Annotated in this window: 17 protein-coding genes; 13 read left to right on the top strand and 4 right to left on the bottom strand. The window is 54.0% G+C overall.

Features of this window, described 5'->3' with window-relative positions; translation table 11 throughout:
- Nucleotides 1-71: 71 nt before the first annotated feature.
- The 6 genes from MTC_RS07055 to MTC_RS07030 are packed head-to-tail and all read left to right on the top strand — an operon-like array spanning nt 72 to nt 7,347.
- Nucleotides 72-2,324, top strand: coding sequence for a DUF4129 domain-containing protein (locus tag MTC_RS07055; RefSeq protein ID WP_048189133.1), 2,253 nt, complete (start codon nt 72-74; stop codon nt 2,322-2,324).
- Entirely contained in the window at nt 2,321-3,268 is a 948-nt protein-coding gene (locus tag MTC_RS07050; protein WP_014406007.1) for a DUF4350 domain-containing protein, read from the top strand. Before MTC_RS07055 ends, MTC_RS07050 begins: the two co-directional genes overlap by 4 nt.
- Complete coding sequence (locus MTC_RS07045; RefSeq protein ID WP_014406006.1) at nt 3,249-4,217, top strand: AAA family ATPase; 969 nt, start codon at nt 3,249-3,251, stop codon at nt 4,215-4,217. The genes MTC_RS07050 and MTC_RS07045 overlap by 20 nt, the downstream gene beginning before the upstream one ends.
- Before the next feature lie 6 nt (nt 4,218-4,223).
- Nucleotides 4,224-5,624, top strand: coding sequence for a DUF58 domain-containing protein (locus MTC_RS07040; protein WP_014406005.1), 1,401 nt, complete (start codon nt 4,224-4,226; stop codon nt 5,622-5,624).
- On the top strand, nt 5,611-6,402 hold the full coding sequence (locus tag MTC_RS07035) for a hypothetical protein (RefSeq protein WP_143767101.1): 792 nt from the start codon (nt 5,611-5,613) through the stop codon (nt 6,400-6,402). Before MTC_RS07040 ends, MTC_RS07035 begins: the two co-directional genes overlap by 14 nt.
- 33 nt (nt 6,403-6,435) lie before the next feature.
- A complete protein-coding gene (locus MTC_RS07030) occupies nt 6,436-7,347 on the top strand; it encodes a DUF1616 domain-containing protein (RefSeq protein ID WP_014406003.1) in 912 nt (303 codons plus the stop codon).
- Nucleotides 7,348-7,350: 3 nt separating this feature from the next.
- Here MTC_RS07030 and hxlA read toward each other — a convergent pair whose 3' ends face one another.
- Nucleotides 7,351-8,637 (bottom strand): 3-hexulose-6-phosphate synthase, encoded by a 1,287-nt coding sequence (gene hxlA / locus MTC_RS07025; protein ID WP_014406002.1) that lies wholly within the window; start codon nt 8,635-8,637, stop codon nt 7,351-7,353.
- A gap of 115 nt (nt 8,638-8,752) precedes the next feature.
- On the opposite strand from hxlA, the gene MTC_RS07020 reads away from it, so the two are divergent.
- Genes MTC_RS07020 through MTC_RS07000 form a run of 5 tightly spaced genes read left to right on the top strand, consistent with a single transcriptional unit; the run spans nt 8,753 to nt 13,112 of the window.
- Nucleotides 8,753-9,910, top strand: coding sequence for an LL-diaminopimelate aminotransferase (locus MTC_RS07020; RefSeq protein WP_014406001.1), 1,158 nt, complete (start codon nt 8,753-8,755; stop codon nt 9,908-9,910).
- Nucleotides 9,907-11,190 (top strand): diaminopimelate decarboxylase, encoded by a 1,284-nt coding sequence (gene lysA, locus MTC_RS07015; protein ID WP_014406000.1) that lies wholly within the window; start codon nt 9,907-9,909, stop codon nt 11,188-11,190. The genes MTC_RS07020 and lysA overlap by 4 nt, the downstream gene beginning before the upstream one ends.
- Complete coding sequence (gene dapF, locus MTC_RS07010) at nt 11,187-12,023, top strand: diaminopimelate epimerase (RefSeq protein WP_014405999.1); 837 nt, start codon at nt 11,187-11,189, stop codon at nt 12,021-12,023. Before lysA ends, dapF begins: the two co-directional genes overlap by 4 nt.
- Before the next feature lie 30 nt (nt 12,024-12,053).
- Complete coding sequence (locus tag MTC_RS07005; protein WP_014405998.1) at nt 12,054-12,683, top strand: metallophosphoesterase family protein; 630 nt, start codon at nt 12,054-12,056, stop codon at nt 12,681-12,683.
- 9 nt (nt 12,684-12,692) lie between these two features.
- Nucleotides 12,693-13,112, top strand: a complete 420-nt coding sequence (locus MTC_RS07000) for a secondary thiamine-phosphate synthase enzyme YjbQ (RefSeq protein WP_014405997.1) — start codon at nt 12,693-12,695, stop codon at nt 13,110-13,112.
- Between the two features lie 6 nt (nt 13,113-13,118).
- On the opposite strand, the gene trmY is transcribed toward MTC_RS07000, so the two are convergent.
- The 3 genes from trmY to glnA form a co-directional block, all read right to left on the bottom strand.
- Nucleotides 13,119-13,706: a tRNA (pseudouridine(54)-N(1))-methyltransferase TrmY gene (gene trmY / locus MTC_RS06995; protein WP_014405996.1), complete on the bottom strand. Its 588-nt coding sequence runs from the start codon at nt 13,704-13,706 to the stop codon at nt 13,119-13,121.
- An 8-nt stretch (nt 13,707-13,714) separates the two neighbouring features.
- Nucleotides 13,715-15,043, bottom strand: coding sequence for a signal recognition particle protein Srp54 (locus tag MTC_RS06990; RefSeq protein ID WP_014405995.1), 1,329 nt, complete (start codon nt 15,041-15,043; stop codon nt 13,715-13,717).
- An 84-nt stretch (nt 15,044-15,127) separates the two neighbouring features.
- Nucleotides 15,128-16,570 carry a type I glutamate--ammonia ligase gene (gene glnA / locus MTC_RS06985; protein WP_014405994.1) on the bottom strand — a complete coding sequence of 481 codons (1,443 nt, stop codon included), beginning with the start codon at nt 16,568-16,570 and terminating at the stop codon, nt 15,128-15,130.
- 243 nt (nt 16,571-16,813) lie between these two features.
- On the opposite strand from glnA, the gene MTC_RS06980 reads away from it, so the two are divergent.
- Nucleotides 16,814-17,158 (top strand): hypothetical protein, encoded by a 345-nt coding sequence (locus tag MTC_RS06980; protein ID WP_014405993.1) that lies wholly within the window; start codon nt 16,814-16,816, stop codon nt 17,156-17,158.
- On the top strand, nt 17,133-19,181 hold the full coding sequence (locus MTC_RS06975; RefSeq protein ID WP_014405992.1) for a V-type ATP synthase subunit I: 2,049 nt from the start codon (nt 17,133-17,135) through the stop codon (nt 19,179-19,181). Before MTC_RS06980 ends, MTC_RS06975 begins: the two co-directional genes overlap by 26 nt.
- Nucleotide 19,182 lies beyond the last annotated feature (1 nt).

Here is a 19,182-nt window from a genome sequence, read left to right as displayed (position 1 = left end):
GAGAGATAGCTATGAGTGGCTTTAATCTATGTACGATAAAAGTAATTTGTTCAGCGATATTCGCGTTATTGTTGTTATGCCCTCAGGCATGCGGCCAGGCCATTCATGAGAATCCGGATGCCCTGCTGCCCAGTCGCGGCCAGAAAGCGGAGTCGCAGGTCGAGTCCATCCTGGAGGGCATGATGGCGCGCATCAACGACATATCGGCAGCCCTTAATGAAGGCAATTATTCTGAGGCTAAGGCTGCGTACTCCAGGTTCTCTGCATCATTCGATGAATTTGGCGAGCTTTTATGGCAGCTAAACCTGTCCACGGCCGATTATGCGGCCATTTCGGAAGAGATGAATTTGACTCATGACGCGGTAAGGGCGATAATAGAGAAAGGCGAGGCTTATAATATTAGCATCGTCGGGTATAGCGAGTCATTATCAGCCGGGGATACGGCCAGCGCCAGCCTGTATGCGGCAAAAGCGCGGGAAAGCTATGCCAGCTTATCATCATCCTATGAGCAGCTTAGGCGTAACGCCTCGATAGTGGATAGCATACTGGCCGGCCAGGGCATCTACACGGGAGGCCTTGATGCCTCGTTGAGCGGCCTTGATAGGTACATGTACATGGTCAACGCCTCATACCAGAACGTGAGCATCGGGCATGGCCCTGCCCTTTCTTTATACTCGGATCGCTTGCGGGCTTCGGTCGGCGATGAGGTCACTTTCAGGGTTGTTTTGAGAGATGAGAATGGGACGCCGATGCCCGGCGAGGGCGTCAAGCTATATGTAGATGGCAGGCTTGCCGGAGAGTGTGTCACTGGCGATGCTGGCGAGGGGCCTATCGTATACGTTGTGCCAGTTAACGTATCATGTGACCGGATATTTGCGCATTCGGAGTGCGCGCTATCTTCAGGGTCGCTGGTGGTCAGTAACTATGTAGAGCTAGAGGTTGAGGGCGCCGGTCCAGCGTTGACCATCAAGATCGATAAGGAAGCCGTCTCGTTCGGGGAGCGCGTAAACGTGACCGGCACGTTGACGGCTAAAGGCCAGCCAGTGCCTGGCAGGCGGATCATATTGTCATTCAGCGATTTTTCCGGCTCTGCTATAACTGACAGGAATGGCACGTATGCTCATACCATGAAGGTAGGACCGTATACGGCGTCGGGCTCGCATCCCGTTAATGCAAGCTATATTAGAAAAGGGAATGACATCCTGTTGAATGCGTCGGCCTCGTCTGAGGAGCTAAGCGTTCTCACGACGCCGGCGCTTTTATCCCTTGACGCTCCAGGCTATATCATGATTGGGGGCACATGCCGTATATCTGGTTCTCTCATGGCCAGTAAAGGCGTTCCTGTGGCGGATGCGGTCGTCTCGCTCTACGCTGATGAGGACTTTTTAAGTAATTATACGACCAGCGATGATGGAAGCTTTAGCGGGATGCTACCTGTCCCATGTGATGTGTCGCCAGGCACGCATACGCTTTATGCGGCCTTTAACCCCGGGCAGGGCAGGGCTATCGCCGCCACGAATAGCACGCCTCTATCGACGATTTTTCACGCCGGCGAGCCACGCTTATCGATGGATGGTGTCCCCATGTTAGCGTTCCGCGGCGATGCCATACGCCTTAACGGAACGCTGCTGACGGATGATGGCATGCCGATAGCTGGCAAGGCGCTAGCTGTAAGCATATTCGATGGGCCATGCCTGGCGGTTGTGACCGGATCGAATGGAGGTTTTAACATCTCATGCAATGTGACGGGCGAAGAGGCTGCGGGCCTATCCTCGGTCCAGGTTATGGACCCTGATTCTTCGAAAGTGCTCTACGCGGCCAGCGTGCTCATGCTGCCATATGATGCGCCGATTGTAGCCGGAGTAATGGTTATATTGCCATTAATAGCGGTAGCCGCGGTCTTTGGATACATGAGATATGTGGCGCCTAAGCCCCAAAAGGCAGCCGAAACTCCGCCCGCGCCCGTCGAGGTGTCCGTCCCCACAATGCCGGCTAAATCCTCTATTAGCATTGAAGATGAGGTGGCAAGAATCCATAGCCTTAGCTATTCTGATCAGAGGCGGGCGATGACACAGGCCTATGTCCTCCTGCGAGAGGTCTTATCAAGCCATGGCATTAAGCTCGATGGCTCGACGACTCATAATGAGCTTTATCGTTACGCGGTCGAAAGGCTGCCTTCAGCCTCGGAGCAATTAAAGGGCGTCGTCAGCCTCTACGAGAAGGCCATATATGCAAACGTGCCTTTGACGGGCATAGAGATTGACGCGACGATACAATACATAAAAGAGATACATGATATGCCACGAGGTGATGAGGCTAGATGAAAAAGGCCACGGCTCTCGTCTCCATCGTTTGCCTTATAGCGATAGCCGTCCTGTCGGCCAGGTTCTTCTTCTCGGAAGCTGACTTCGCCATGACCAATCCCTCATGGAATGGGCTTTATGCCCTATCAAGCGAAGTTGGCGCGAGGCCGCTCTATAGTCTTTCCAGCCTATCCGATAAGGGCGGCGTCGATACCCTGCTCATCATAGGGCCCGCCAATAATTATAATTATGATGAATCATTGGAGGTCTCATCGTTTCTCAGCCGAGGAGGGACGGTTGTGGTCATGGACGATTTTGGGGCCTCTAATAGCATGCTTCATGCGATATCTTCCCCCATATCCATAAATTCTGTCCCTCTTTGCCAGCATGAAAATTACTATGTTAACATGACTTTTCCGATCATATCTGACGTTTCGGAGACGCCTTTTACGAGAAATGTCAGCTCACTTGTGTTGAACCACCCTGCCGCGCTCAACGTCACAGGTGATGCCCGGGTTATCGCTTCCACGTCTCGCTATGCTTGGCTAGACCTCAACCATGATTCTATGCTCGATGACGGCGAGCGGACAGGCGTTTATCCTGTGGCTGCTAGCTGTGACTACGGCAATGGCAAGCTACTAGTATTTAGCGATGCTGATATATTTATAAATAGCATGCTTGGTAAAGGCGATAACCGGGCATTGCTAAAACAGCTTCTCGCTGGTAGCGTATGGGTAGACGTCTCGCATGGCCATGGCATGACGCCGCTCGGCAGCATCTATTATATGCTCAGGTATGACCTTGCAGCTCAGCTTGTGGCTATGGCGATTACCATTGCATTTACGCTCGCCGTGGCGTTTAAGGAACGGATAGGTAGGATGATAAAGCGTTTAGCCAATAATAAAAGTATCAATGGACCGAAGAACGGGCTTTATGGGGATAAACATGGCTATCGAAATAAATGAAAAGACGAGTATGGATTTTACGGGCTTTAATTTGATGGTAAGCTCTGTCATGGGCCAGATGAGGCGGGCAATAATAGGCAAGGAATCATTGATAATGGATATTTTCACGGCGCTCCTGGCTGAGGGCAATATCCTGCTTGAAGGAGTTCCTGGCGTGGCCAAGACTACAGTCGCAAAGGCCTTTGCGACTGCCATGGGGCTTGACTTTAAGCGCATACAATTCGTGCCCGATATTCTGCCATCAGATATAACAGGCTCGTCCATTTTTGACCAAAAAAGTGGAGAATTTCGAGTGCGCAGGGGACCGATTTTTACCAATATACTACTGGTGGACGAGATCAACAGGGCCTCGCCTAAGATCCAGTCAGCTCTACTGGAGGCGATGGAAGAAAAGCAGGTCTCAATAGATGGCGTCTCATACCCGCTGCAGGAGCCTTTCATGGTCATAGCGACCCAGAACCCGATAGACATAACGGGCACTTTCACCCTTCCTGAAGCGCAGGTTGACCGTTTCATGTTTAAAATTAATCTGGAGTATCCGAGGGAAGACGAAGAGCTCACCATACTAAAGATAAAAAACTTGGAATCGGCAGACATCGTTGAGAAAGCGCTCGATAAGGAAAAAGTTAAAGCCATGATAGATATGGTAAAAAGCGTTTACGTAGACGTCAAGGTAATGGAGTATATTAAGGACCTCGTCCTGGCGTCGAGGAAACACGAAAAATTGCTGCTGGGGGGCAGCCCCAGGGCTTCCATCTCCCTCCTTAAGGCCTCTAAGGCGGTAGCAGCGTTGAATGGCCGCGGATACGTCACGCCCGATGACATAAAGCAATTGGCGCCAAAGGTATTTAATCACAGGCTCATCCTTAAGCCAGAATACGAGCAGGAAGGCGTCCGGCCCCAGGATATAGTTGAAGACCTCCTCTCAACAGTTAAAGTGCCGTATTGATCGACTATGGAACTGAATGATAATGCCCTTGCCGTGCTTGTGTCGGCTCTTGTGTTGCTGACGCTTGCGTTCATCACAGGTAGCCTTATATTTTATGCTGTGTCCGGCGCTATGATGGCCTTTATTGCATGGGACTTTTACAGGCTTAGGCGGGCTCTGGCCTCACTAAATGACGGCCTTTCCGTATCCACATGGCTATCTCGCTCTGAGGTGCCTCCTGGCGGCAGCGTCGCCTGTGCTCTTAAAGCAGAATATGCGGGAGCTCCGGGCCTTAGATTAAGCCTGAAGCCGTTCATTAGCGGCCCTGACACGCTAGAGACGGTTCTGGGACGCATTGAGATGAGAAGGGGGGAGGGACGAACTGTGAGCATGGATGTAATCCCTGAGACGCCAGGCGATCATTCTGTTGGCCAGGTTAAGGCATGCGTCTCTTCATTATTTTTTAAGGGGGAGGCGGATGCCGGCGAGAAAAGGCTACTTAAGGTGCGTATACCGATAGGCATGTCCTCTCTCCAGCATAGGATATGCCACAATAAAATTTATTCGAGGACGTTCTATAGTGTCGCCGAAAGTCGTGGGGGCAGCGATTTTTCCCGCGTAAGGGAGCACGCGACCGGGGATGATATCAAAAACATTGACTGGGCGCTTTCTTCGCGTTCCCAAAGACTCGTCGTAAGGGAGTACGAGTCAGAACGCATATTACCATCATATTTTTTGGTTGACCTGGGCGGCCAGCCTCAGACGACCAAGGCCGGGGTGGCGCTTCCACTCGCTATAGCTTCCTCGTTGATTAACCTGCATCTGGCTGATGGTGAAAGGGCTGGTCTGGCATGCTTTTCCAGGTCGAAAGTCGAGTACCACCTCAAGCAAGGGAGCGGCAGGGGGCATTTTAGGTCCATATCGGATGCGCTGTCGAGGCTTAGCATGATAGATGAAGGTATGGCTCAGGGCTCTTCCACGTATGTTTCTGCAAGTGAGCTTTATGAAGTTGGCCGAATCCTGGAATCAGAGATGGGAGATGGCACCTTGAAGCCTATACTGGAGGAGACGCTAAGGAATTACTCGGCCAATTGCAATTATGATGGCTTCATGCAGGCTATCCAGGCCGCCATCCGGGCATCGAAGGAGCCTTGCCATCTCATCATTTTGACAGGCCTCTCGATGGGCCTTCTCAGCCTCATGAATGGCATACGGCTCGCGAGGTATCATGGGCACTTCGTATCTGTTATCCTGTTTGACTCGAGCGGAGGCCTGGATGTGGAACGCAAGGCATTGCTTGAATCGGCGCTGAGGAAGCTGAGGGCGCAATCTATAAAGGCATCATTGCTTCTTAACCCTGATACGCCAGAAAGCGTATTGTATGAAGGCAGGATACCTGTAAGGCCGAGGTGGCATGTTGGCCGATAGCGTGCAAAATAGGATTAAGGGCTTCATGCGCTCTGGCGGCATGTCCTCGATAGCCATGGCTTTTGCCTTGTTCGGTGCTGTCCTTTTGATAATGTGGTGGGCTACGAATGATGGCTCGACCATGTCCATGCTTATGGCTTTATCCGCTATAAGCATAATTTTGTTATCAATTATGCTCTTTTTCTTTTCCCCATATACATATATTAGAGATGACATTTGTGACTCTATGATGGTATCCAACCTTCTCTCTCTCAATAGCATGCTATCCTCGCTTTTGGTTGTCCAGCCAGGCATCTACGCCCCGGTTGGGAATGATGGAGCTATAAAAGTCTTTATACCGGCCTCTAGCCTGAGCGATGAGGACGTCTCCGGGATAAGCCCTGGTGTTGATGTCTTTTATACACGGGGCAGCGTGAAAGGCATATCCCTGCTGCCTCCAGGCTATGGGCTTTTCAGGAATGCGGTCGAGATGGGGGCTGTATTTACCGGGGAGGGTCTTGAGGGCGAGATAAAGGACGTCCTTGAGAATGGCATGGAGCTTGCCTCTTTAAGCGTCTCTAATGAGGGGGACAGGGTGACCGTATTAATGCGCAATATGGCAAATGCTGGCCTATGCAACTCAATAAGGAAAGCCGACCCGGCGATATGTACCCGCATGGGCTGTCCTATCTGTAGCTCCATAGCGTGTATGCTCGTATCCGGCACCGGCAGAAAAGTGAGGATTGAAAAGGTGGAGGATACTGGAAAGGCACTTATGGTGACTTTTAGGCTGTTTTGAGGGGTTACATTGGCTTTCAGCAGAAAAGAGGATATGGGCGAGATCGACATTTCCCCGGGCGACTTCATAGTTGATATGGCTTTAGACCTGAAGCTCGTCATAGGCTTCGTCATCATCACGCTTGCGTTTATCTACATACCTGTATTAAATGAGACCATCGTGAGGGCTGCGCTTGGCCTTGCCATGGTGCTCTTCGTGCCCGGCTATTCTCTCATAGCTGTCCTTTTCCCCGGCAAAAAGGATATCGATGGGATAGAGAGGGCTGCGCTGTCTTTTGGGTTGAGCATAGCCGTGGCTCCCCTGATTGGGCTGGGCTTGAACTTTACGCCATGGGGAATACGCCTCGACCCAATCGTTGTGTGCCTTACCATATTTACCATTGCCTGCTGCCTGGTTGCCAACAAGCGAAGGCACGAGCTAGACGAGGAGGATAGGTTTACCGTAGACTTTGCCAGAGCCTATGAGGAGATAAAGTCGGAGGCTTTTGATGACAAGACGCCCCTTGATAGGGCTCTTACCATTATATTAATCATTTCCATCCTGCTGTCCATCTGCACGCTCGCCTACGTGATAATGGTCCCCAAGCAGGGCGAAAAGTTCACCGAGTTCTACATCCTTGGGCCTGAGGGCAAGGCGGATAACTATCCAACCAGGTATGTCCTCGGAGACCGGAGGCCGGTCATCGTTGGGGTGGTAAACCACGAGTACAGGAATGTGACCTATGATTTATTGATAAGCCTCAACGATAGCGTATCCGTTACAAATCTATACTCGGAGCGGCTAGCTCTGGGGGACAACCAGACGTGGGAGAAGAAGATAGAGGTTAAGCCAGACCATGTCGGCACGAACATGAAAATGGAGTTTTTGCTTTATATAGACGGCAACATGACCGCCCCATACAGGGAATGCCACCTGTGGGTAAACGTAACCGAGCCTTTAAGGTAAGCCTTACTTTTTCTCCCATTTATAGAGATCCATGACCTGCGCCAGCGTCTTGCCGCGCTCTATCTCGGCTCGAACCCTATCCTCGGATTTTTTGACCTCGAGCGCACGGCGGGCCACCTCGTAGGCGCGCTCCGCGGGCACCACCATCACGCCGTTATCGTCGCCGATTATCCAGTCTCCGGGCCTCACTTTTAAGCCCCCGCAGGTTATCTCGACGTTGATCTCGCCCATGCCCTTTGGGTCGCCCGCGTTGGGCACGCTCGCCGAGGCAAAGGCCGGGAATTTAATCCTTTTAATATCGTCCACGTCTCTTATGGCCCCATCAATGACCACGCCGGCTATGCCTTTCTGCTGGCACCCCCTCGAGGCCAGCTCGCCCCAGGGAGCAATATAATTACTCCCATTGTAGATGACAATGACCTCGCCCTTTTGTGCGACGTCAGAGGCCTCCACGGGCTTCGCCCAGTCGCCCGGAAAGTTTTGCACGGTCACCGCACGCCCCACCATCTTAATGCCCTCATAGAGGGGCTTAATGTCCCGCATGGCAGGCGCACGATGCATGGCATCCGAGATGTTCGGCGTCGAGACCTGCATGAACAATTCTCTTATCTCCTCATCGCGGGCCTTCTTCTCGCTTACGATGTATTGCTTGCCCGCCGCGTCGATGCTTTCCCTCACCCGCCTGGCCGAAGCGGTCACATCCCTGGCCCTTATGATGTTGCCGCCGACGATCACGATGCCCGCCCCGAGGGCGACGGCACTTGCAGCGGACTCCGGATTCAGTCCCCCTGCAACGGCGACCTCTATCGACACAGCACTCCTCACTTCTTTTAAGATATCCAGGGGGTCCTTTCCCACCATTTGCTGGTCAACGCCAACGTGAACGCATATGATATCAACCCCCAGCTCCTGTAGCCTCACAGCCCTGGAAACGGCGTCTCCCACGTTAATCAAGTCAGCCATGAGCTTACCCCCGTACTTCCTGGCCGACCTGACTGCATCCTCCACTGTCGAGTCGTCGCAGGCCCCCAAAATGCTCACGATGCCCGCCCCAGACTTGATGGCCATCTCCACCTCTATGGCGCCGGTATCCATGGTCTTCATGTCCGCAACTATGACGTGGTCCCTAAAATTCTCCCTGAGCGTGCGTACCGCGTTCATGCCCTCGCTCTTGATGAGCGGCGTGCCCGCCTCTATGTAATCGGCGCCGCCAGCTACGGCCTCGACTGCAATGGCCACCGCCCTTTCAAGCTCCACCTCGTCAAGCGCAACCTGTAAAATAGGCCTCATACAAAATCATCAATAACTTGAAACAAGGATAAACCTTTCGAATTTCTGATAAGCAGATTTATTTATAACCTTTGGCATTATTACTAGTGCCTCAACTCATCCAGGAGTGTTTAAGGTGACGATTAAGTACGCTGACAGGATCAACTCTTTGCCCCCATACTTATTCGCAGAGGTGGACAGGGCGAAGCAGCAAAAGCTAAAGGAAGGCGTGGACATCATAGACCTTGGCGTTGGCGACCCCGACCTTCCCACGCCTGAGTATGTTATAGATGCCCTTTGCAAGGCGGCGCATGACCCGGAGACTCACCAGTATCCTTCGTATTCGGGCTCCACCGTGTTCAGGGATGCCGCTGCGGAATGGCTTAAAAACAGGTTCGGGGTGAAGCTGGATGCGGAGAAAGAGATTATTACGCTCATAGGCTCTAAGGAGGGCATCGCCCACATACCGGCGGCCTTCGTAAACCCGGGCGATTATACTCTTTGCCCCAACCCGGCATACCCGGTATATGGCATAGGCACCACCCTGGCAGATGGCAAGCCCTATGACTTGCCCCTCCTGGCCGAAAACGGCTTTAAGCCAGACCTACACTTACCCTCTGACATAGTAAAAAAGTCAAGAATGCTGTTCATAAACTATCCCAATAATCCCACGGCCGCCACCGCAGGCAAGGAATTTTTTAAAGAGGTGGTCGATTTTGGAAATGATAATGGCATCATCATAGTCCATGATAATGCGTACTCTGAGATGACCTATGATGGCTATAGGGCGCCGAGCATTCTAGAGGTGCCCGGTGCCATGGATTGCTGTATAGAGTTTCACTCTTTGTCGAAAACGTCCAACATGACCGGGTGGCGCATCGGGTTTGCCGCAGGCAATGCGGACATAGTAGCGGGGCTGGGCAGGGTCAAGATGAACGTGGACTCCGGGGCGTTCCTGGCGGTACAGCTCGCAGCCATAGAGGCGCTGAAAAACTCTGAGGCCTTCAAGCAGAAGATGAGCAGGATATACCAGGAGAGACGGGATGCCCTTCTGGTCGGCCTGAAGGCGCTGGGAATCGAGGTTGAAAAGCCAAAGGCAACGTTCTACGTCTGGGCGCCCGTTCCCGGAAAACGCTCCTCCATCGAGTATGCGAAGTACTTGCTGGATAAGGCGGGCATCGTGGCCACGCCAGGCGTTGGCTTCGGGAAATATGGCGAGGGCTACGTGCGCTTCTCGCTGACGAGGCCGGTAGAGCGCATAAGAGAGGCCGTCGAGAGGATGAAGAAGCTATGAGGGACTTCGAGATACCGGGCCACCTTGAGGTCAGGGATGACCATCTCTTTATATGCGGCGTGGATACCGTGAAGCTGGCCGATGAATACGGCACGCCGCTGTACGTGACCAGCGAGGACCGGCTAAGAGATAACTATCGCCGGTTTGCAGAGGCCTTTAAGGGCGCGCATATCTTTTTCGCCGCCAAGTCTAACAATAGCATCGTCGTGCAGAGGATACTGGCGCAGGAAGGCGCCGGCGCGGACGCATTCTCCGGCGGGGAGGTATACCTCGCCCGCCTTGCCGGCATACCACCGCAAAAGATTCTATTCACGGGCAACTCAAAAAGCGATGAAGAGCTCGAGTTCGCGGTCAACTCTGGCGTCATGATATCCATAGACTCGCATGATGAGCTGATGGCTTTATCAAGGATTGCGGACGGCCTGGGGAAAGAGGTCAGGGTGGCCTTCAGGGTCAACCCTGACATCTCCGCGAACGCCCACCCCAAGCTTGCCACGGGCCTCAAGACGTCGAAGTTCGGCATACCACGGCAGGAGATCGTTGATATTTATAAGAAGGCGAAGGGCCTTCCCGGGGTAAAGCCAGTGGGCATCCACTGTCACATAGGCTCCCAGATACTCGAGGTCGACCCGTATGTTGAGGCTGTGAATAGAATGATGGACCTCGTGGGCCAGATATGCGACTTTATCAACCTTGAGTTCGTGGACATCGGGGGCGGCTTCGGCATTCCATACCAGAAGGGCGTCAGGGCGCCGACGCCCAGGGACTGGGCAGACGCCATCATTCCGGCGTTCAAGGACCGCTGCGCACAGCTCGGCATCTCGCCCGAGCTTCACCTCGAGCCTGGCCGGTACATCGTGGCCGATACCACTGTCTTGCTCACTCGCGTCAACACGGTTAAGAAGGCCTACGCTAACTTTATAGGAGTGGATGCGGGCTTCAACACCCTTATCCGGCCCGCCATGTACGACGCTTACCACGAGGTGGTCGTCGCGAACCGGGCGGGCGAGGAGAACATGGGGACGTATACCGTCGCAGGGCCAGTCTGTGAGAGCGGAGACATACTGGCAAGGGACAGGAGGCTCCCTGCCGTCCGTAAGGGCGACGTGATAGCCCTGCTGGACGCTGGCGCATACGGGTACTGCATGAGTTCCCAGTACGTGGGCAGGCCCCGCTGTGCAGAGGTGCTCGTACACCATGGCCATGCAGAGCTCATCCGCAAGCGTGAGACTTATGATGACCTATTGCATAATCAGCTTATACCGGGTAGATTGTTATGAGCCTGAAGTTCACCAAGCTGCAGGGCAACGGCAACGATTTCATTTTAATAGACGAATACGAGGGCACGGTGGTGCCCGACGATAAGAAGGCCGCCTTCGCCAGGAAATATTGCCACAGGCGCTTCGGCATTGGCGGAGATGGAGTCATCTTCTTAAGCAAGTCGGGCAGGGCTCCATTAAGGATGCGCATCTTCAACGAGGACGGCTCTGAGGCTGAGATGTGCGGCAACGGCATCCGCTGCTTTGCCAAGTACGCCCTCGACCAGCGCTACATAGTGCCCGGCCACACGAGGGTGGAGACCATGGCCGGCGTTCTCGAGCTGGCCACCAGCGTGTCAGAGGGCAAGACGCACGTCAAGGTCTGCATGGGTAAGCCCCTCTTTGACCGCGTGAAAATCCCTGCGCAGGGACGCGGCGAGTTCATCAACGTTCCGCTCCACGGCTACGAGGTTTCGGCGGTTAACACGGGCGTGCCGCACGCCGTCATTTTCGTGGACTCGCTTGAGGACCCTTATTTAATGGATGCGGCTCCCCAGATTAGGTTCGATAAGATATTCCCGAAGGGCGCCAACGTGAACTTCGTCCAGAGGGAGGCGGGGGGGTTGAGGGTGAGGACATATGAGCGGGGCGTGGAGGGCGAGACGCTTAGCTGTGGCACCGGCTCGGTGGCGGCCGCAGCGGTGGCAAGGCACCTGGGCATGATCCGTGACTCAACCATCGTTAAGACTGCGGGCGGGGAGCTCCTGGTCAGCTTCGAGAACGATATCGCGTATATGGAAGGAGACGCCGAAACAGTCTTTACCGGCGAGCTTGAATTCGAGCCCGAACGTTAATTTTTTTAGGTATAAGGTCGATTTTGCATCATGAGATTTTTAGCTGTCACGGATTTTCACAGCGTATATGACCTGGTCCCGGAAATACTGGGTAAAGCGGGCGCCGTCGATGGGACTTTGCTCGCCGGCGACCTGACCGAGTTCGGGCCCTCCGAGAAGGCAAAAGAGCTTATTGACATGCTTCCCAGGCCAATACTGGCCGTTCCCGGGAATTGCGACCCCAGGGATATCGTGGACCTGCTGCGCAGGGAGGACGCCAACCTGCACGAGAACAAGATAAGGCTCGGTGGCGTCACTTTTATCGGGGTTGGCGGCTCGAACCCGACGCCATTTGGCACGCCTTTCGAGCTGCAGGAAGCCGAGATTAAGAGCGCGCTGGAGCGGCTGCTCAATGACGTGAAGGGGCCGGCAATACTCATCTCGCATGCCCCTCCGAAGGGATGCCGGGACAGGATACCCAGCGGCGCCCACGTGGGCAGCGAGGCCATAGCCCAGATGGGCTCGAGGTTTAAGGCCATAGTGTGCGGCCATATACATGAGGACAGGGGGGTTTCGAGGATGGGTGAGACCATCGTGGTCAACCCTGGCGTGGCGTCCGCTGGAAACGCCGCGCTCCTGGAGGCCGATGAAAGCGGCAACGTAAAGGTTGAACTAATATAAGGTGTGAATATGGCGGTCATAACGAAAACGCTGTCCTTCCAAACCAGGGGTAATGACGACATGATTGACATCACATCGAGCGTCCAGGATGCGCTTTCATCCTCCGGCCTGTCGAGCGGCATCGTCGTCGTCTTCGTTCCGGGCAGCACGGCTTCGGTGACCACCATTGAGTATGAGCCAGGCCTTCTCAAGGACTTCCCCAGGGCGATGGAGAAGCTTGCCCCGCGTGGAATCCGCTATGACCACGATGCCACATGGGGCGATGGTAATGGGTATGCCCATGTTCGTGCCTCGACGGTCGGGCCGAGCCTTGTCGTCCCCTTTGAGAATGGCCGTCTCATGCTTGGCACCTGGCAGCAAATAGTCCTGGTCGATTTCGATAGCCGCCCGCGGTCCCGTAACGTGATCGTTCAAGCGCAGGGCGTTTAGAAGCGATCATTTTAATTTTTCGCGCATGTCCAGCTCGTGGTTTACTATGACGATACAATGATCGGCGTGGTATAGCCGTTTTCCAAGGCTGGCCTTTCTGGCGCCCTTCTTTTCTAAGACGGACTCCTCCTCGGGCGTAAGGTTCTGGTGGTCGCTGAGCACAAAGGCCTCATCGCCTTTAAGCTCAATATTCCGGAAGTCCTCGCCATCCTCGTGCAGGTAAATAACGTCATCAAGGCCGTTGATGACATCCTCAAAAGAGCGCTTCGAGATATAGACTCCAGGCGTAGATTCATCCTCACCACTCGAAGGGGCGCCTCTCTCCAGCGCCTTCTTGATCAGGGAGGCGGCACTCCGCTCATCAGGGCTCAGGTAGCGCACCCTCTCTCCATTAAAGCGTATCGTGACGGGAGGGTTCGGCTCACCTAGTAAAATCGCATAAAAATCGACGTCACGACGCATGCCATGAGAAAGGAAAAGCGAAGCGTTAACGCACCTGGCAACGATATCCATACGGCCAGCGCCGCCAGGAAGGTCATTCAAGGAAAAAGGCGTAGTGACGGCCTTATGAGCAACGACCACGAAAGAGCGCATAAAATTCCTTACTTAATGTTCATCTGCTTCATGAGCTTCTTAAGGTTAGCCCTCCCCGGGCCGCCCTTCATGCCCTTCATGGCCTTCTGCATCATCTTATGGTACTTCAAGAGCTCCCGGACGTCTTCTGGCGACCTCCCCGAGCCTCTCGCTATACGCATGATACGGCTGCTCCCGATAAGCTTCGGGTCCTCCTTCTCCGCCTCAGTCATCGAGTCCATGATAATCCGATAGCTCAAAAGCTTATCCTGCGTCATCTTATACACGTCATCGGTTATATTAGCCCCAAGGCCTCCCAGCGGAAGCATCGACATTATCTGCTTAAGCGGCCCCATCTTATTGATGGCCTCGAGCTGGGCATACATGTCATTCAAAGTGAAGCGGCCGGACATCATCTTCTCGACGTTAACGTCCTTCTGGGAGAGCACCTCGTTGGCCTTCTCCACGAGCGCCTTAAGGTCGCCCATCCCGAGGAGCCTGCTGATGAACCCGTCGGGATCGAAACGCTCCAGGCCTTCAGGAGTCTCGCCCACCCCTATGAACGCTATCGACGTGTTGGTATCTGAGACTGCGGAGAGGGCGCCTCCCCCCTTCGCGGTGCCGTCCAGCTTTGTAATGATTACGCCCGTGATGCCCACGGCATCGTTAAAGGCCTTCGCCTGCTCGCTGGCCTGCTGGCCTATGGCAGCGTCCAGCACCAGGAACCGGTGGGTAAAATTGGCCAGGGCCGCGATGTCCTTCATTTCCTTGATGAGGCCAGTCTCAAGGGCGTGGCGGCCCGCCGTATCGACGATACGAACGTCATACTTCGCCGTCTCCCTCAGCCCATTGCGGACGATGGCCACGGCGTCCTTATTGTCGCGCTCCCCATAAAAAGTCACGCCCAGCTTCGCGCAAAGCTGGCTAAGCTGGTCATAAGCCCCTGGCCTGTAGGTATCGGCGCAAATCACGGCTGGCTTGAGGCCCTTCCGGGCAAAGTAGCGCGCCAGCTTCGCTGTCGTGGTAGTCTTGCCCGAGCCCTGCAGTCCCACCATCATGATTGTCTGAGGCTCAAGCGCAACAGGCGTAGCCTTACCAATGATATTCACAAGCTCGGCGTAAACGATCCTCAGGACGTGCTCGCGGGAATCCATGCCAGGCGGGGGCGCTTCCGTAAGCGCCCGCTCCCTGATGCGGCCGGAGAGCCTCATGACCAGCTTCACGTTCACGTCGGCCTGGATCATGGCCCTCTGGATATCCTTCACTACCTCATCGATGACTTCCTTATCGACCTTGCCGGCGTTGGCCAGCTTCTGTAGCGCGCTCTTCAGCGAGGCCCCGAGGCTGTCTAGCACCATTTTATATCTCCTTGCTACAATCCGGCCCATTCACTTATAAATTTTATGTCAATAATGAGCGCAAGCAAGGATATAAAAAAGGGCTTAAGCGTCGTAATACAGGTATAGCTCGTACGGGTGGGTCCTGATCCTCACAGGGTCTATCTCTGTAGTGCGCTTATACTCAATCCAGGCGTTGATAAACTCCTCGCTGAACACGCCACCCTTCGTGAGGTAATCGTGGTCTTTCTCAAGGGCGGCAAGCGCCTCGTCAAGGGAGCCGGGCACCGACTTTATCTTTTTCTTTTCCTCCTCGGGAAGGTGGTATATGTTCTTGTTGATGGGTCCGAAGCCCGCCTCGGTGGGGTCTATCTTATTCTGGATGCCGTCCAGGCCTGCCATGAGCATGGCGGCGAAGGCCAGGTACGGGTTGCACGTCCCGTCAGGAGGCCTGAACTCGATGCGCTTGCTCTTCGGGTTATCCGAGTACATCGGGATGCGCACCGCCGCGCTCCTGTTCCTGCTCGAGAATACCAGGTTTACCGGCGCCTCGTAGCCGGGCACGAGCCTCTTATAAGAGTTCGTGCTCGGGCTGCAGAACGCGAGAAGAGAGTGGGCGTGGGTTAGCAGGCCGCCGATATAGTATAAAGCGGTCCTCGAAAGCATGGCGTAGCCGTCCCTGTCGAAGAATAGCGGCTCCCCACCCTTCCACAGGCTCTGGTGGGTGTGCATGCCGCTCCCGTTATCCCCGAATAGCGGCTTCGGCATAAACGTCGCAGTCTTGCCGTTCCTGAGGGCGACGTTCTTGACTGCATACTTATACATCATGGTCTGGTCGGCCATCCTGGTGAGCGTGTTAAAGCGGATGCCGATCTCGGCCTGCCCGGCCGTGGCCACTTCATGGTGGTGTAGCTCTATCTTCATGCCCATCCTCATCATGGTTTCCGCCATCTCGTTCCTTATGTCAGTCTGGGTGTCGGTCGGGGGCACGGGGAAGTAGCCTTCCTTGAACCTCGGCCTATGGCCCAAATTTGGTGTGCTATTATGGTTCGAGTTCCATATGGCCTCGTTTGAATTAATGGAGTATCCCATGCCCTTGTAGGGCGTCAGGACGTCGAACTGGACGTCGTCGAATATGAAGAACTCGAGCTCCGGGCCGAAGTAGGCCGCGTCAGCTATTCCGGTAGATGCCATGTACTTCTCCGCCTTCCTGGCGATGTACCTCGGGTCCCTCGAGTACGGCTTGAGGCCGTCCGGGTCGTAAACGTCGCATATGAGGGACAGCGTAGGCTCCCTTATAAACGGGTCCACGAAGGCGCTTTCCGCGTCGGGGATGAGGAGCATGTCGCTCTCCTCGATGCCCTGGAATCCGCGGATGCTCGAGCCGTCGAAGCCCGTGCCATACTTGAAAACGTCCTCGGTGAGCTCGGCGATTGGATGGGTCTTGTGCTGCCAGGTGCCTGGAACGTCTATGAACTTGTAATCGACATACTTTATCCTGTTTTTTGAGATGATATCCTCGATTTTTTTCATGTTGTCGGATGCCATGTGATAACTTCACCAACCCGCCACTTTTAGCCGGAAGTAGGCTTCCGGCTGTGAAGTATATTGCCTAGTTCACATATAAATAGGTTTCTCACCAAAGTCGATTATTACTATAATTCTTATCGCCCCATATTAAACCCTTAACATAAAAAATGATTAAAATAAAAAGGTTTAAGAATGATGCAGTATATTTTATGAAAGCAACTCGTTAAAATCGTAACGATATTCTGTGTTCAGGGGAATCATATGTCCAGGGCAGAAATACTATTGCAGCTGAAGAATGCCGAGGAGGAGGCAAGGGCCCGAAAGGCGAAGGCAGAAGAGGAAGCAAAGCAGATAATCGCCACGGCCAGGAAGGAAGCCTCCGGCATCGTCGAGGAGGCAAGAAAAAAGGCGGCCGAAGAAGCAGACGCTAAGGTTAAGAAGGCGTCTGCCGAGGTTCAGGAAGAGGTTAACGCCCGGAAAGCGGAAGGCGAAAGACGCGCCTCAGAGCTAAAAAGAATGGCCATGGCGAAGGTGGGCACAGCGGCCGACTATCTCATCAAGCAGTTCGAGGGGTACGTTAATGCTAGAGCCTCAAAGAATGGATAGGGTCCTGATAGTCGGCACCAAAGACGTGATGGAGACCACCATAAACGCCCTGCATGACATGGACATCCTCCACATTGAGGACTACACCGCAGAGGGAGAGTACTTCAAGATTGGGAAGCCCCTCAAGAACGCCACCTCGCTGTCCGAGAAGCTTTTAAAGCTACGCTCGATTCGAAGCTACCTTGGCACGAGGAACGACGTCCAGTTCAAGGAAAAGCGCGAGAAGCTCGCCAGGGAGCTTGACCAGGAGCTTGCCACCCTGGAGGCCACGCTGACCTCTAAGATGAATGAGAAGAGCGCCGTCGAGGCGGGCATCAAGGAGGCCTCGCATCGGGAGGAGGCGCTAAAGCCCTATGAGGTGCTCGGGCTTCCGCTCGACCTTTTATATGGCTATGAGAGCGTTAACGTTTTCGTCGGCACCGTCCAGAAGGACGTCGAGCCAGTAGTAAAAGCGATAACCGAAGATTATGGGCTTTTTTCAGCGCCCTATGGAAAAGACCTCATCGTTGCCATATTTGTGCCCAGGGACGTGTCCTCTAAAGTCTACGAAGCGCTGCTGAAGAACGATTTTATAGAGATAGAGCCTTTAAGGGAGACGGGCGACCCGTCAGCGCTAGCTAAAGCGCTTGAAAACAGGAAGGCCGAACTGGCTGCCAGGCTTCAATCGATAAATAACGATATACAGGAGCTAAATAAGAGGTACGCCAGGTTCATCCTGGCATCAGAGGAGATCCTGACCATAGACACCCAGAAGGCGGAGGCGCCGCTGAAGTTCGCAACATCGGAGAACGCCTTCGTCATAGACGGGTGGGTGCCCAGGAATGAGTACGAGAAGTTTAAGGAGGGCCTGCTGAAGGCTACGGACGAAAAGGTCTACGTGACCACGGTAGAGCCCGAGCACAAGCCATATCCGAGAGAGATGGAGGAGCAAGAGGCCGTACATCATGAGATAGACGCGCCGGTAAAGTATGCGAACCCCAGGTGGATGTACTCGCTACAGGCATTCATCGACCTTTATGCGAGGCCGAGGTATGACGAGATAGACCCCACGGCGGTCTTCTTCTTCATGTTCCCCCTCTTCTATGGTTTCATCCTGGGGGACATCGGGTACGGGTTATTATTATTAATATTAGGCTTTGCGGTAAAGCGCATGCTAAAGCACTCTGAGGGTTTCCAGATCCTCACGACCGCTTTGATAATCTGTAGCATCTCTTCGATATTCTTCGGGTTCATCTTCGGGGAGTTCCTGGGCTTCAGCATGGCGAAGCCCGTCGAAGATGGGGGAGGGTTCCTGGGAGTATCTTTAGCCGAGTTCTATCCCAGAGGCGTGCACATAGGCCCAATAGGCCCGTTCTCGCTACCGCTGGAGAGGCTGTTCCCGGGCGGCTTCGAGCATGGCTCGTACGTGTTCGGCATCAAAGACCTGCTGGTGTTCTGCTGCCTGATAGGCATAGCCCAGATAATTCTAGGCTACGCCTTCGGCTTCACTAATGAGCTTAAGCAGCACGGCCTGAAAACGGCTATTCTCCATAAGGGAAGCTGGGTATTGATATTGCTGGGCGGCGTAGCGATGCTATGGTACGTCTTCCCGCTCATGATATCCCAGCAGATAGGCGCCCTCAACCCTGCAAACCCGTTATTCCTGGCCGGTGCCGTCATGTTCGTGGGCGGCCTGGCGTTACTTCTCATGGGCGAAGGGGTCCTCGGCATAATCGAGATCCCTACCCTTATGAGCAACGTGCTGTCCTATACGCGTCTTCTCGCCGTGGGCATGTCCTCGGTAGGGATAGCGTTCGCGGTCAACACGATGGCCTCCATGATGGCTGGCGGAGGAATTATCGGCCTGATTGGGGCGGTGGTCGTGTTCGCCCTTGGACACACTATCAACCTGGTGCTAGGCATAATTGCCCCCGGATTACACGCGCTCAGGTTGCATTACGTAGAGTTCTTCACGAAATTCTACAAGGGTGGGGGCAAGATATACAACCCATTTGGATTTATCAGAAAATACACGGAGGATTAAA

Origin of the sequence: Methanocella conradii HZ254 (genome assembly GCF_000251105.1) — an archaeon.
GTDB lineage: Archaea > Halobacteriota > Methanocellia > Methanocellales > Methanocellaceae > Methanocella > Methanocella conradii.
The sequence above is the reverse complement of the archived record's forward strand: the minus strand, read 5'-3'. Positions and strand labels throughout refer to the sequence as shown.